Source organism: Paracoccus denitrificans, from assembly GCF_900100045.1.
Classification (GTDB): Bacteria; Pseudomonadota; Alphaproteobacteria; order Rhodobacterales; family Rhodobacteraceae; genus Paracoccus; species Paracoccus denitrificans.
Window position 1 is genome coordinate 13,492 of the sequence record NZ_FNEA01000044.1, and the last position, 14,061, is coordinate 27,552.

Sequence of the window (14,061 nt, forward strand, 5' to 3'; positions counted from 1 at the left end):
GTGCAGCCCTTTCCCGTCAAGTCCGGCTGCCCCGTGAAGGGAGGCGGTAGAAAGTCGTGCTCACGCGGACGAGAGGATGAACGATTCCCCGAAAAACGCAAGTGCGAATGCGCCACGCAAGATGACGTAGGGTCATCTTGCGCGTTCACATCGGCAGATTGTCGCCAAACCGGGACGCTTAGCGCAGATCCGGCGGGGTAGCCTCGGCCCGCAGCGTGGCGATGGCCGATTCGAGGCCGTGGCTTTCGCTGCCCTGGCGGTCGAGCCGGCGGATCGAGACGCTGCGCTCCTCGACCTCCTTCAGGCCCACGGCCATGATGACCGGCACCTTGCCGACCGAATGCTCGCGGACCTTGTAGTTGATCTTTTCGTTGCGGGTGTCGGCTTCGGCACGCAGCCCGGCGGCGCGCAGCGCGGCCACGACCTCGTGGACGTAGTCGTCGGCGCCCGAGACGATCGAGGCGACCACGACCTGGCGCGGCGCCAGCCACAAGGGCAGCTTGCCCGAATAGTTCTCGATCAGGATGCCGATGAAGCGCTCGAAGCTGCCCAGCACGGCGCGGTGCAGCATGACCGGCATGTGCTTGGCCCCGTCCTCGCCGACATATTCCGCCTCGAGCCGCTGCGGCAGGTTGAAGTCGCACTGGAAGGTGCCGCATTGCCATTCGCGGCCGATGGCGTCGGTCAGCTTGAAGTCCAGCTTCGGCCCGTAGAAGGCGCCGTCGCCGGGATTGACCTCATAGGGCAGGTCCAGATGCTCGATGGCGCCTTTCAGCGCCGCCTCGGCCTTGTCCCAGATCTCGTCGGAGCCCACGCGCACATCCGGCCGGGTCGAGAGCTTGATGTCGAATTTCTCGAAGCCGAGATCCTTGTAGACCGAGGAGAGCAGGCCGATGAAGCCGGCGCATTCCGCCTCGATCTGGTCCTCGGTGCAGAAGATATGCGCGTCGTCCTGGACGAAGCCGCGCACCCGCATCAGCCCGTGCATCGAGCCCGAGGGCTCGTAGCGGTGGCAGGAGCCGAACTCCGCCAGCCGCAGCGGCAGGTCGCGATAGGATTTCAGGCCCTGGTTGTAGACCTGGACATGGCAGGGGCAGTTCATCGGCTTGAGCGCGTTGATACGCTTTTCCTTGGCGCCTTCCTCGTCCACCTCGACGATGAACATGTTCTCGCGATAGGCTTCCCAATGGCCGGATTTCTCCCACAGGATGCGGTCCACCACCTGGGGCGTCTTGATTTCCTTGTAATCGGCGCGGATCAGCCGGCGGCGCATATAGGCCTCGAGCTCGCGATAGATCGACCAGCCGTTCGGGTGCCAGAACACCATGCCCGGCGCCTCTTCCTGGAAGTGGAACAGCTCCATTTCACGGCCCAGCTTGCGGTGGTCGCGCTTGGCGGCCTCTTCCAGCATGGTGAGATGGGCCTTGAGGTCGTCGCGGTTGCGGAAGGCCACGCCGTAGATGCGTTGCAGCATCGGCCGCGAGGCGTCGCCCAGCCAATAGGCGCCGGCGACATGGGTCAGCTTGAAGGCATCGGCCGGCACCTGGCCGGTATGCTGCAGATGCGGGCCGCGGCAGAGATCCTGCCAGTCGCCGTGCCAATACATGCGGATCGGCTCGCCCTCGGGGATGCGGTCGAGGAGCTCGATCTTGAAGGGCTCGCCCTGCGCCTCGTAATGGGCGCGCGCGCGGTCGCGGTCCCAGACCTCGGTGCGGACCGGGTCGCGGGCGGCGATGATCTGCTTCATGCGCTGCTCGATGGCGCCCAGGTCCTCGGGCGTGAAGGGTTCGGCGCGGTCGAAGTCGTAGAACCAGCCCTGGTCGCGCACCGGGCCGATGGTGACCTTGACGTCCGGCCACAGCTCCTGCACGGCGCGGGCCATGATATGGGCAAGGTCGTGGCGGATCAGCTCCAGCGCCGGCTCGCTGTCCTTCATGGTGTTGATGGCGATGCGGCCGCTGGCCGCGATCGGCCATTGCAGGTCGATATGCTGCCCGTCGAGGCTGGCCGAGATGGCGTTCTTCGCCAGGCTGGGGGCGATGGAGGCCGCGACCTCGGCGGCGGTCACGCCTGCGGGATAGTCGCGCGCATTGCCATCGGGAAAGGTCAGGGAGATCTGGGACATGGAGTCCTCCTCGTCGGTTTGGCGCCCACGGAACGCCCGGTTGCGGGTATGTCGCGCGGGTGTGGCGCGATTGCCGGGCGTTGTCAATGCGGCTAGGGTCGCGGGGGGGCTTTGCGCCCCCCGTCGCGCGGGCGCGCGACTCCCCCGCAGAGTATTTGGGAAACGGAGAAATGACGCAGTTTCTGGAAGGGCCGCAGGGGCGGCGCATCGCCTATAACCGGATCGAGGGGCAGGGGCCCGGCGTGGTGTTCCTGGGCGGGTTCCGCTCGGACATGCAGGGCACCAAGGCGCTGTGGCTGGAGGACTGGGCGCGCGCGAGGGGCAGGGCCTTCCTGCGCTTCGACTATTCGGGCCACGGCGAGTCCTCGGGCATGTTCGAGGAGGGGGCGATCGGCGACTGGTTCGCCGATGCCATGGCCGCGATCCGGGGCCTGACCGAGGGGCGGCAGGTGCTGGTCGGTTCCTCGATGGGCGGCTGGATCGGGTTGCTGCTGGCGCGGACCATGCCCGAGCGGCTGGCCGGGCTGGTGACGGTGGCGGCCGCGCCGGATTTCACCGAGCGCGGCTATTGGGCCGGGTTTTCCGCGGCCGAGCGCGCCGCCTTGCTGGAGCGGGGCCGGGTCGAGCAGCCCAGCGACTATGGCGACGCGCCCTATGTCATCACGCGCCGGCTGATCGAGGACGGGCGCGACCATCTGGTGCTGGACCAGCCCCTGCCCCTGCCTTTCCCGGTGCGTTTCCTGCAAGGCACCGAGGACGCCGACGTGCCGATGTCCTGGGCATTGGACCTTCTGGCCCATGGCAAGGGCGAGGACATGCGGCTGGTGCTGGTGAAGGGTGCCGATCACCGCTTCTCGACCCCCGACTGCCTGGCGCTGATCGGCGATGCGCTGGACGAGGTGCTGGCGCGGGCGGGATGAGAAGGGCGCGGCCCATCGGCCGCGCCTTGTCCCTGCGGGTGGTCAGACGGCGATCTTGGCGTCCTGTTCCGAAAAGTTGGTCACGCCGCAATCGACCGGGACGGGGCCGCTGCGGCGCCGCTTGCGCTGGCCCGTCGGCTGCAACTGCTCGTCGATGAAATCCAGCACCAGCGGGCGGATGTTCAGCCGCCAGCTCTTGCCGGCGAAGATGCCGTAATGGCCGGCGCCGGGCTCGAGGTGCTGGGTCTTGCGGCTTTCGGGCACGCCGGTGCAGAGCGCCAGCGCCGCGACGCATTGGCCGGGCGCCGAGATGTCGTCATTGGCGCCCTCGACCGTCATGACCGCGACATCGGTGATCTTGCCCAGGTCTACCGGCTTGCCGTTCACGGTAAAGCAGTTCCGCGCGATCTCGCGTTCCTTGAAGATGCGCTCGACCGTCGAAAGGTAGAATTCGGCGGTCATGTCCATCACGGCGAGATATTCGTCGTAGAAGGTGTTGTGCTTGTCGCCTTCGGAGCCCTGGCCGCGGGCCTCGGCGAAGATCTTGTCGAGGAACGCCTTGGCATGGGTCTCGGCATTCATGGCGATGAAGGAGGAAAGCTGGGCGAGGCCCGGATAGACCATGCGCCCGGCGCCGCGATACTTGAAGCCGACCTGCTGGATCATCAGGTAGTCGAGCTCGCCCATGGTGATGCGGTTGCCGAAATCGGTCACTTCGGTCGCCGCCGCGTCGGGGTCGATCGGGCCGCCGATCAGGATCAGCGAGCGCGGCTGGGCCTTGGGATCCTCCTCGGCCAGCAATGCGGTCGCGGCCAGGGCCAGCGGCGCGGGCTGGCAGACGGCGATCACATTGGTGTCGGGGCCGAGATGGCGGATGAAGTCGACCAGATACTGGGTGTAGTCGTCGACGTCGAACTTGCCGCAGCTGACCGGAATGTCACGGGCATTGTGCCAATCCGTCACATAGACTTCGCAATCGGGCAGCAATGATGTGACCGTGGTGCGGAGGAGAGTGGCGTAATGGCCCGACATCGGTGCGACCAGCAGAACCTTGCGCGCCTGGGGCGCGCGGCGGGCGACGCGGAAATGCACCAGGTCGCCGAAGGGCCGCTCGATCACCGGCTCGATATAGACGACATGGTCCTGGCCGTCCTCGGAAACGACGGGCGGGATTTCCCAGTCCGGCTTGATGACCATGCGCGCAAAGCTGCGCTCGGTCACCCGGCCCCAGGCCGACATCAGCTTGAACAGCGGATTGGGCATCAGCGCAAAGGCCGGATAGGAGGAAAGCGCACGGGCGCTGGCCCCCATCCATTCGTTGGTGTTGCGGATCGTCTCCATCGCGTCATAGGAGATGATCCCTCTCAAACCCTTGTACGTCGTCATTGCAACCTTCTCCCATGAACCTGCCGGATTCCGCCCTGCCGGGAAAGGACACGGCTTTACCTGCGTATTGTGCTGGGCATAATGATTTTACGGTTCAGGGAGGATTGTCAATTATGGCGGGCAAGGACAAAAAACCGGAAGTCGAAGCCGGGGCCGGCGATGCGGCCAAACCGCGCAAGGCTCGCGGGACTGGGGCAAAGGCCCGATCCGCGGCCAAGGTCGCGAAACAGGACCCGGCCCCCGCCGATTCGGAAGCGCCGGCGCGCGGCCGCCGGGCGAAGGCTGCCCCCGCTGCCAAGGCCGCGCAGGAGCCCGTGACGCTGGCCAAGCCCAAGGCGGCCGCCGGATCCGGGGCCGGCAAGCCTGCCGCCGAGCCGGTTGCCAAGTCCGGCGCCCGCAAGCCCGTGTCGCGTGCGCGGGCGGCCAGCCGCAGCGATCCCCGCACCGGCACGCGCCGCAAGCCCTCTGCCAAGGCCGCCGCGAAGGCGCAGGCCGAAGCCGCATCGCTGAGCGCGGTCGACGAGGCGCTGCGCCCGCTTGGCGCCGTCGGGCCGGGTGCCGCGCCGCCCATGGCCGCGCCCGCTGCCGCGAGCCCGACCCCCGCCGGGACCGAAAGACCCGCCGCCCCCGCTGCCGAGCCGTCCAGCGCCGCCGCCTTCGCCGAAGCCGCCTTCGGCATCGGCAGCCGCCTGCCCGAGCAGCTGGCCCAGAACATCGAACGTATCGAATCGCTGACCCAGCGCCTGATCAGCGCGCTGGCGCAGCGCCGCCCACACAGCCCCGGCGTCGAACTGCCCGGTCCCGAACTGTTCGCCACCGCGACCGGCGCCTGGATCAAGCTGCTGACCGAGCAGCCCGAGCGCGTGCTCAGCCAGCAGGTCAGCTATTGGGGCGAGACGCTGCGCCATTTCGCCGAGGCCCAGGCCGCCCTTGCCCGCGGCACGCTGAAGCCGCCGCCCAGCGAGGGACTCCGGGACCGGCGCTTCTCGAACCCGCTCTGGGAGGCGCATCCGTTCTTCAACTTCATCAAGCGGCAATACCAGATCAACGCCCAGGCGCTGGAAGAGGCGGCCAGCGCGCTCGACCTGCCCGAGATGACCGACCGGCGCCGGATCGAATGGTTCACCCGCCAGATGATCGACATGATGGCGCCGACGAATTTCCTGGCGACCAATCCCGACGCGCTGGAAAAGGCGCTGGAGACCGAGGGCGAAAGCCTGGTCAAGGGCCTTGAGAACCTGGTGCGTGACGTCGAGCAGAACAATGGCGAGCTGATCGTCTCGCTGGCCGACCGCGACGCCTTCCGCGTGGGCGAGAACATCGGCACCACCGAGGGCACGGTGGTGGCGCGCACCAAGCTTTACGAGCTGATCCAGTACAAGCCCACCACCGCCCAGGTGCACGAGATCCCGCTGGTAATCTTTCCGCCCTGGATCAACAAGTTCTACATCCTCGACCTCAAGCCGCAGAACAGCCTGATCAAATGGATCGTCGATCAGGGCTATACGCTGTTCGTGGTGGCCTGGAAGAACCCCGATCCCAGCTATGGCGATACCGGCATGGACGATTACGTCACCGCCTATCTGGAGGTGATGGACCGGGTGCTGGACCTGACCGACCAGAAAAAGCTGAACGTCGTCGGCTATTGCATCGCCGGGACGACGCTGGCGCTGACGCTGTCGATCCTCAAGCAGCGCGGCGACGACCGGGTGAATTCGGCCACCTTCTTCACTGCGCTGACCGATTTCGCGGATCAGGGCGAGTTCACCGCCTATCTGCAAGAGGATTTCGTCTCGGGCATCGAGGAGGAGGCGGCGCGGACCGGCGTGCTTGGCGCGCAGCTGATGACGCGCACCTTCAGCTTCCTGCGCGCCAACGACCTGGTCTGGGGGCCGGCGATTCGCAGCTATATGCTGGGCGAGATGCCGCCCGCGTTCGACCTGCTGTTCTGGAACGGCGACGGCACCAACCTGCCCGGGCGCATGGCGGTGGAATACCTGCGGGGCCTGTGCCAGCAGAACCGCTTCGTCAAGGAGGGGTTCGACCTGCTGGGCCACCGACTGCATGTCGGTGACGTCACCGTGCCGCTTTGCGCCATCGCCTGCGAGACGGATCATATCGCGCCCTGGCGCGACAGCTGGCGCGGCGTGGCGCAGATGGGCTCGAAGGACAAGACCTTCATCCTGTCCGAATCGGGCCATATCGCCGGCATCGTCAATCCGCCCAGCAAGAAGAAATACGGCCATTACACCTCGGATGCCGGTTTCGATCAGGGCGAGCAGCACTGGCTGGACAAGGCCAGGCATCACGAGGGCAGCTGGTGGGGCCGCTGGGGCGAGTGGCTGGCCCGCCGGGCGGGGAACATGGTCGAGGCCCGCGATCCGGGCGAGGGCTTCGGCCCCGCGCCCGGGCTCTACGTTCACGAGCGGGCATAAAATTTTTCTGCACCGCAGCAAGAAAACCTTGCAATGCTGCAGTGCAGAAAGTATATGTTGGACAGAACAGTTCAAACGGTGCCGAAGCGTCGCGCCGACCAAGGAGAGAGCACATGGCCAAGACCCCCGACTTTACCAAGACCCTGCAAGAAGTGATGGCGAAATTCCCGGTCGACACCTCGTCGTTCCAGGACGCCTTCAAGTCGCAGACCGCGCTGGGCGAAAAGATGGCCCGCGTCGCGCTGGCCGCTGCCGAGCGTTCGACCGAGATCTCGGCCCAGTGGGCCAAGGACACCATCGCCCGCATGGGTGAGCTGACCTCGTCCAAGGAAGAGCCGGCCGAATACGCCAAGGCGCTGAGCGACTTCGCCACCGCTGCCGCCGAAATGGCCGCCGAGCACATGGCCGCCTTTGCCGAAGTGGCGAAGAAGGTCCAGATGGACACCGTCGACCTGATGCTGACCGCCGGCAAGGATCTGGCTGCCGACGCCCAGAAGGCCGCCGAAAAGGCCACCCGCGAGACCCAGGCCGCGGTCAAGAAAGCCGCTGCCGCCGCGTCCTCGGCCAGCACCGTGACCAAGGGCTGATTTCAGACCTTGACGGTATCGGGACAAGGGGGCAGTTCGCTGCCCCCTTTTCTCATGCCCGCTTCGATTCCAGATGCAGCGTGGCGATTTTCTTTGCATTCTTCCGGGCCATTTCCCATCATGCTGCAAATGCATTGCCGGAGGAGCCATGGCTGAGGCCGAGAACACGACCCCGCTTCTGATCAAGCGCTATGCGAGCCGCCGCCTCTACAACACCGAGACGAGCGATTACGTCACGCTCGAGGATATCGCGGGTTTCATCCGTGCCGGGCGTCAGGTGCGCATCGTCGATCTCAAGACCGGCGACGACCTGACCCGGCAATATCTGTTGCAGATCATCGCCGAGCATGAGGGGCGGGGCGAGAACGTGCTGCCCATCGACGTGCTGATCGACCTGGTGCGCAGCTACACCACGCAGGCGCAATCGGTGGTGCCGCAATTCCTGGCCGCCAGTTTCGAGATGCTGCGCGAAGGCCAGTCCAAGATGATGGAGAACCTGTCGACCTTTCCGAACCCGATGTCCTCGATGCCGGGTTTCGAGGCGCTCCAGCGCCAGCAGCAGCTGTTCCTGAAGGCGATGTCGGCAGGCTGGGGCACGGGGAGCAGCGGTCCCGAAATGGAAGAGACCGAGGGGGAGGAGCCCCGGCGCGCCGGCAAGAAGGGCTCCGGCCCCGAGGACATGGCCGAGATCCGCCGGCAGCTTGCCGAGTTGCAGAAGCGGATTTCGAAGCTTTGACGGAACTGCGGCTTGCACTGGTCGCGCCGTCGCGCTAGACGAGCCGCCACGGACGGTTGGCCGAGTGGTCGAAGGCGCACGCCTGGAAAGTGTGTAGGCGGGGAACCGTCTCGAGGGTTCGAATCCCTCACCGTCCGCCATCGCATCAAATCAACGTTGATTTTACTCAATTATTTGCGGTTTTTGTATCGCGTTCGGCAGGTGATACAGCGTTCTGTTCCTGTTCCGTGCCGGTGACCAGCCGTTTTGCATCCGCTGACTCGGTGTAATGCGCGGCCTCGGCCAAGGTCTTGTGACCGCCCCACGACTTGATGGCATGGGCCGATCCGCCGGCTTCGGCGATACGGGTCAGTCGCGCTTTGCGAAGCCCGTGCGCGGTGCGACCTTCGAGCTTCGCCTCGCGTGCTGCCGCGCTGATGAGGTTGCTAAGCCCCTTCTCCGATCTCGGCCGCGCGCCGCGCGCCTGGAGGAACGTCAGCCCGCCGGCGAGGCACCGTAACGCCTCCATCATCTCCCGCCGCTCATCCGCCCATCCTGCGCCCCAGTTGGGTAGGGTCGCGGTCCACGGGACATAGGCCATACCCCCGGTCTTGGACTGCCGGAACGACAGCACGCCGTCCTTGCCGACGTGCTGCGGCCCGATCCGCACGGCGTCCACCGTCCGCGCCGCGGTCCACAGCAGCAGCTCGAAACAGGCGCGCTGCACGGTTCCGATTTTCCATTTCCCCCGGAACACCTCTATGTCGCCTTCCGTCCAAACCTGATGCCCCTTCAGCTTCACCTTTGGAGCCTTCACGGTCAGGCTCGGATCTTCCTCGATCAATCCGGTGCGACGCGCGTGATCCATGACCTTGCGCCAGGTCTTGAGCCGCGATAGCGGCCTGGTGCCCGCCAGTTTGGCCAGGTCGGCGCTGATGTGCTTGGCTTTTATCGCCTTTATCGCGACGTGACCATATTCGCCGCGGATCGCCTCGATGTTACGGGTCAGGATGTCGCGATAGACCGGCGATTGCTCCTTGAACGATGGCGAGCCCCGAAAGGCGATGCAGGCCGCTGCCAACGATCCCGTCGGCGCTGGAGCCTTCGGTGCGTCCGGTTGCCCTTGCCCTGCCTCGCACCGAGCCCATGCCGAGACAAAATCCGGGTGTGTCTCGGGGATATCGTCAGGCAGGCGGATTCCGGTGGCCCGATGATAGCGGATCACCTTGTCGCCGCGCTTCTGGCGTCTGATCCCCTTCAGCTTCACAGGCCAAATGCCCTGTCGCATTCCGTTGCCTCATTCCCGTTCTCCCCATCAACAGGCAGACCAGACGCGTATTCGTCAAGAGTCAGGCGGTCGTAAAGCCGCTTTCCCCCCAGCATCCGGCGCGGCAGGCCAAGGCCGCGCAACGTGGTTTCGCTGATCCCGAGATAATGCGCGGCCTCGGGCGCAGGCAGAAGGCGAGGCGCAAAAGCTGGCTCATGCTTGCCCATCACGCCATCCTCCTGATCTGATCGAGGGCGTATCCGCCCCATTGCTCTGCGCAGGCGCGGGCGATGCCCTCGAAGGTCCTGCTGCGGATTTTCCATCGGTCGGGGCCCGGGCTGGCGCGGTGGATTGCCGACCATGCTTTGTGCCGCTCCGGCTCGGTCGCCTTCCGCGGCGGGATCAGCCGCTTCGTGGCGGTCAGCGGCGGCAGGCCGCGCAGGTAGAAGCCCGTCGCCTTGAAGGCCGGCTCGCCAAACCACCACGGCTGGACGATCTGGGGCTTGGGCAGGTCCGCGGGCATCCGGGCGCGGCCGTGCTTGTGCATGATCGGGTTCTCGACCGCCACGCGGGAAACCGGGGCCTGCCAGCAGGCAGCGAACAGCTCGGCGCCTTCGTCCAGCAGCCGCCACATGATGGCCAGCCGCGCTTCGCGAGACAGGATCGGCCATGCTGCCCTCTCGGCCGGGGTCGCGTCGCTAGGCGGGTTCTTCGGCGGTACGGACAGCCATCGCACGCCGCTGTTGCAGAGCCGCGTGCAGGGCGGGTGGCAAACGATCAGCAGGTCCCAGCCATAGTCGAGGTAGTCCCGCACGTCGCCGACGATGTGATGGTTGCTGCCGTCCTCGGCCGGCAGGCGGTCAACGGATGTGGCATCATGCCCGAGGGCAGCGAAGGCTCGGCGCATCGCGCCCGAGGTCTCGCAGAGGATGCCGACGCGGAGCGCGGCGGTCATGCCCGTCCCTCCGCCGCCGTCGCGCCGCCAATCGCAAGACGAACCCGCGCAGCGCGACAGAACTCCTTGAAGCTGACATTGCAGCAGTCGGAGACATCGAGCCACTTGCTATATCGGGCCTTGCTGGGGCTGGTGGCGACACAGGGCATTTCCATGCCGTCCCAGATCACGACATAGAGCCGGTGCTGGTCACCGATCTCGCGCAAATGGTCTCGTAGCGCCTCCCGGCCCTCGCGTGTGACGAAGAACCACTGGAGGACGCCATGTCGAGCACCGGCCCGCCAGTGAGGCGATCCCGCCATCTCCTTGGCAATGTCGCCGTCGGCGGCGGCGGCGTAGTGGTCCCGGTATGTATGGGCCAGCGGGTTGACCGGGCGCCCAAGGGCGTGGTCGATCCGGTCCATCGCCTCGTCTTTAAGGTAGCGGTTAACCTGCATGCCGCACCTCTTCCGGATTGCAGAGCCGGCACGGGGTCAGCGCCAGATAGGACCAGTCCTCGGATCCGGTGCCGCGGCACACCCGGCAATCGGGATCGACGCTGCCGAGGTGCACATTGATCTGGCGGATCGCGTCGTCGAGCGTCGGGGCCATGCCGTGGGCATCGGTCTCCTCGTGCGTCCATTCATAGGGCGCTCCCGGCACCTCGGCTTGCCGGATCACGATGCCGCGGTGGATGATGGGGAGGATGCGATCAGCCATCACGCACCACCTTTCAGGGCGCGCAGGGCGGCTCTGGCCGGTTCGACGGCCTCAAGCAGATGACAGATCAGGTCACTGACGTTGTCGTGCCCTTCCAAAGCTGCCGCGTCGATGATGCGGCATGCATTGAGCGCGGCGGTTGCGGCCTCCGCGACCGTCTCGCTGGGCTGGGGCGGGTGGGCGAACAATGGCGTGAAAGTGACCGTGCCGGAATACGTCTTGGCCTGCTGCCTCGCCTGTCGCTCATACTCAAAGCATGACCAGCGCCTCGACCCGTTCAACAATGTTTCCTCTACCAACCAGCGCACAGGCACCAGCTCTTGCGCGGTCGGGGTTGCGGCCTGCGGGGCTGGCGTCAGGGCGGAATACGGGTTGTCACGCGCAAGTATCGCCTCGCAGATGCGGTCATCCGCGACGATCTCGGTGGCCGCCTTCAACCCGGCCTCGAAAGCATCCACCAGCGCCCGCACCTGCTGGCCCGAGGCGCAGAGGTCAGAGCGGCTATACCACGCATAGGGATCATGCGTTGCCCGGCCGATGCCCGCGAGCAGGTGGACCTGCATCGTCGTGTCCGGGTCCAGCCCCGAGCCGGTGGCGGTCAGCATCTCGATCTGCTCCAAAGCAGAGACAAGATCATCTCGGGTGATGTGCGCCCGACGCGGCGCATCCTCGGCCGGGCCCTGCCAGGTGCTGCGGCCGATCTCGACGGAAACGATGTCGCTGGTCATGCGTCACCGCCTTCCGCGGCGGGCGCGGGGAGCAGTTCGCGAAGTTGCGGAACGATCACGAACTCGGCGTTGCGCGAGGCGCTGAAGGTGCGGCAGGTGAACGTCAGGCCATGCGCGGCCTGCCATTCGTCACAGGCCCGGCGCAAACGGGCGGCCAGATCGGCCCCCTGTTCGGGGGTGGCCTCGAACCATGGTCCGTCGTCATGCTCGTAGCAGACCCGGTCACTGTCGGCGACGGCCTCATCCGCCCGTTCGAGGAGGGTGTCGGTGCCGATCCAGTCGGCCAGGCGCAGCGGCGCCTTCTGGGCTTCGATCAGGTGGATATGGTTTTCCCAAACCTCCGGATCGTCAGCCGAGCGCTCCTCGCACATGCCGTCCTCGACCGCCAGGCGGATCGCTTCCTCGCGCGTGTCGCAGGGCCCGAAGCTGAAATTCTCATCATCCCGGCCGGAGTACCACTGCCAGGGCACGTTGGCCGGGGAGTGAACATGCTCGCGGGCTTCGCCTTCTTGCGGCGGCGGCCACGATCTGGACATGTTGATGTCCAGCTTCTGCCGGATGGCGTCTGCCAGCATCGCGTCGCTGATGCCGGCCCGGCGTTGCATGTCCCAGAGCAGCATCCAGCAATCCGCATGCTCAATCGGATCGTGCGGCGCGGCCGCGACCTCCAGGGCTTCCTTGGACAGGTGCTTGGCCGGCCCGACGGCGGACACGTCGCCGAACTGGCGTTGCGACCAATCGGCATGCCGGTCACGGAGTTCAGCCAGAGTCGGGTGTTCAAAGGAATCGGTGCTCATTGCATGGCCTCGCTGGAATTGGTGACCAGTTCCCCGGCATCACCCCGGAAATCCACGTCTGGGATGATCGATTGCGGTTTGAACGTCACGCGATAGTGGTAGGCGCTGACCGTGGCCGGCTCCAGCTGCTCCACGAAGGCGCTGGTGTTGTCCGACAGCACCAGGGTGTGCCGCTTGTAATCGCTCGGCCCGGTCTTGCAGATGACGTTGAACGCGGTGCCGGCGCTGTTCAGGTCCATCGAGCAGCGGCCTTCGACCGTCAGGATGTAGCTGTCGGTGACACCGTTGTAGAACACGACACGGCGGCTGATCTCGAAATTGTCGGCGGCCTTGGAGACGTTCCGCGCCGCAATTGTCGCATCATCTTCGCACTGCCCCGCCATCAAGGGCAGGCACAGGGCGGGGATAAGAAACAGTTTCTTCATCACGCGGTCCTCCGCAGCTTCTGGTTTTCGGGTTGATCGGCGTCGAGGAGGTCGAAGAGGCTGGGCATGCCAGCCTCGCGCGAGGCGGCCTCGACGTATTTGCAGCCGTCGAGCCAGTATCCCTTGTTCAGTTCGACCCCGATGCCCTTGCGGCCGAGCTTGATGGCGCGGAAGGGCACGGTCATCAGCCCGCCGAACGGGTCGTAGACCCATTCGCCCGGCTCGGTGTATTGGGCGATGGCCCGGTCCACGATGTCGTATTGCAGCGGGCAGAGATGCATCTCGTTGCCCTTGCGCGCCTGCTCGGCATTGATGGTCATCATGCGCGCGACATCGGTCCAGACATCGGGATGCGCGCTATGCGGCGGCAGCAGCATGAAGGTCGGCGGCAGCCGGCCCTTCACCTCGAGGGCTTCGCCGATCTGAACGTGATGCTCGAAATCATAGACCTGCTGCAGGTTGTAGGCCTTCCAGACCTTGTAGACCTGGTCCGCGTCCAGCCCCTCCAGTTCCTCGGGCAGCAGGGTCCGGTCGCCATTCGACCGCATGTAGCCGTGGGCATCGATCTGCCAGCGGGCGCGGCTATAGCCGCCCTCGTTGCGCCAGTCCTTGGCCTCGGGGTCCCATTCCTTCTTGGCCTTCTTCACCGGCCGGTCGGCGTAGCCGTTGCTGGTGTCACTGGGCGGCCGGCGGAAGATCAGCAGGTATTCCGGCACGCCGCAGCCCATGCGGCTGCCGTCCTTGCACTGTTCCGACCAGCCCAGGCGATAGGTCTGGTTGTTCTCGCGCACGACATCGGTCGTGATGGTCTTCATACCGAGATAGGCCCAGCCGTGGCGCTGGAACTCGCGCACGCAATCCATGTGCAGGGTCGATAGGGTCTGGAAACCGAAGCCGTTGATGCCACCGGGGATGATCCGGTCCTTGACGTGGATCGCGCAGATCCGGCCCGGCTCCAGCACGCGCAGCAGCTCGGGGATCAGGAACCCCATCTGCTGCCAGAAATGCGGATCGTCGTCGGT

Annotated in this window: 15 protein-coding genes and 1 tRNA gene; 5 read left to right on the plus strand and 11 right to left on the minus strand. The window is 65.9% G+C overall.

All coding sequences use genetic code 11. The annotated features are described in order from the left end of the window. Positions 1 to 178: 178 nt before the first annotated feature. Entirely contained in the window at positions 179 to 2,125 is a 1,947-nt protein-coding gene (gene thrS / locus BLT64_RS23620) for a threonine--tRNA ligase (RefSeq protein ID WP_011747294.1), read from the minus strand. 170 nt (positions 2,126 to 2,295) lie between these two features. Here thrS and BLT64_RS23625 point away from each other — a divergent pair, with 170 nt between their 5' ends. Continuing rightward, the gene (locus BLT64_RS23625) at positions 2,296 to 3,045 is read left to right on the plus strand and encodes an alpha/beta fold hydrolase (protein WP_011747295.1); all 750 of its coding nucleotides are present in this window, start codon (positions 2,296 to 2,298) and stop codon (positions 3,043 to 3,045) included. Positions 3,046 to 3,087: 42 nt separating this feature from the next. On the opposite strand, the gene phaZ is transcribed toward BLT64_RS23625, so the two are convergent. Next, a complete protein-coding gene (phaZ, locus tag BLT64_RS23630) occupies positions 3,088 to 4,431 on the minus strand; it encodes a polyhydroxyalkanoate depolymerase (protein WP_011747296.1) in 1,344 nt (447 codons plus the stop codon). Positions 4,432 to 4,958: 527 nt separating this feature from the next. On the opposite strand from phaZ, the gene phaC reads away from it, so the two are divergent. From phaC to BLT64_RS23650, 4 genes are all read left to right on the plus strand, one after another. Next, the gene (gene phaC / locus BLT64_RS23635; protein ID WP_371862683.1) at positions 4,959 to 6,866 is read left to right on the plus strand and encodes a class I poly(R)-hydroxyalkanoic acid synthase; all 1,908 of its coding nucleotides are present in this window, start codon (positions 4,959 to 4,961) and stop codon (positions 6,864 to 6,866) included. A gap of 113 nt (positions 6,867 to 6,979) precedes the next feature. After that, positions 6,980 to 7,453 carry a hypothetical protein gene (locus BLT64_RS23640; RefSeq protein WP_011747298.1) on the plus strand — a complete coding sequence of 158 codons (474 nt, stop codon included), beginning with the start codon at positions 6,980 to 6,982 and terminating at the stop codon, positions 7,451 to 7,453. A gap of 148 nt (positions 7,454 to 7,601) precedes the next feature. Beyond that, positions 7,602 to 8,189 carry a polyhydroxyalkanoate synthesis repressor PhaR gene (gene phaR / locus BLT64_RS23645; RefSeq protein ID WP_011747299.1) on the plus strand — a complete coding sequence of 196 codons (588 nt, stop codon included), beginning with the start codon at positions 7,602 to 7,604 and terminating at the stop codon, positions 8,187 to 8,189. A gap of 50 nt (positions 8,190 to 8,239) precedes the next feature. Then, positions 8,240 to 8,329 (plus strand) — tRNA-Ser (locus BLT64_RS23650). Between the two features lie 26 nt (positions 8,330 to 8,355). On the opposite strand, the gene BLT64_RS23655 is transcribed toward BLT64_RS23650, so the two are convergent. The 9 genes from BLT64_RS23655 to BLT64_RS23695 all read right to left on the minus strand — a co-directional run. After that, positions 8,356 to 9,456: a tyrosine-type recombinase/integrase gene (locus tag BLT64_RS23655; RefSeq protein WP_074810704.1), complete on the minus strand. Its 1,101-nt coding sequence runs from the start codon at positions 9,454 to 9,456 to the stop codon at positions 8,356 to 8,358. Further along, entirely contained in the window at positions 9,432 to 9,662 is a 231-nt protein-coding gene (locus BLT64_RS23660; RefSeq protein ID WP_041529790.1) for a helix-turn-helix domain-containing protein, read from the minus strand. Before BLT64_RS23660 ends, BLT64_RS23655 begins: the two co-directional genes overlap by 25 nt. Continuing rightward, positions 9,662 to 10,390 (minus strand): hypothetical protein, encoded by a 729-nt coding sequence (locus tag BLT64_RS23665; RefSeq protein WP_011747302.1) that lies wholly within the window; start codon positions 10,388 to 10,390, stop codon positions 9,662 to 9,664. Before BLT64_RS23665 ends, BLT64_RS23660 begins: the two co-directional genes overlap by 1 nt. Next, positions 10,387 to 10,827, minus strand: coding sequence for a hypothetical protein (locus BLT64_RS23670; protein WP_011747303.1), 441 nt, complete (start codon positions 10,825 to 10,827; stop codon positions 10,387 to 10,389). Before BLT64_RS23670 ends, BLT64_RS23665 begins: the two co-directional genes overlap by 4 nt. After that, entirely contained in the window at positions 10,817 to 11,089 is a 273-nt protein-coding gene (locus BLT64_RS23675) for a hypothetical protein (RefSeq protein ID WP_011747304.1), read from the minus strand. The genes BLT64_RS23670 and BLT64_RS23675 overlap by 11 nt, the downstream gene beginning before the upstream one ends. After that, positions 11,089 to 11,817, minus strand: coding sequence for a hypothetical protein (locus BLT64_RS23680; RefSeq protein ID WP_011747305.1), 729 nt, complete (start codon positions 11,815 to 11,817; stop codon positions 11,089 to 11,091). Before BLT64_RS23680 ends, BLT64_RS23675 begins: the two co-directional genes overlap by 1 nt. Then, on the minus strand, positions 11,814 to 12,614 hold the full coding sequence (locus tag BLT64_RS23685; RefSeq protein ID WP_011747306.1) for a DUF550 domain-containing protein: 801 nt from the start codon (positions 12,612 to 12,614) through the stop codon (positions 11,814 to 11,816). The genes BLT64_RS23680 and BLT64_RS23685 overlap by 4 nt, the downstream gene beginning before the upstream one ends. After that, entirely contained in the window at positions 12,611 to 13,039 is a 429-nt protein-coding gene (locus BLT64_RS23690; protein WP_011747307.1) for a beta-sandwich lipoprotein, read from the minus strand. The genes BLT64_RS23685 and BLT64_RS23690 overlap by 4 nt, the downstream gene beginning before the upstream one ends. Next, the coding region (locus BLT64_RS23695; protein WP_139171655.1) for a DNA methyltransferase at positions 13,039 to 14,061 on the minus strand (1,023 nt) is incomplete at its 5' end. The genes BLT64_RS23690 and BLT64_RS23695, both read right to left, overlap by 1 nt.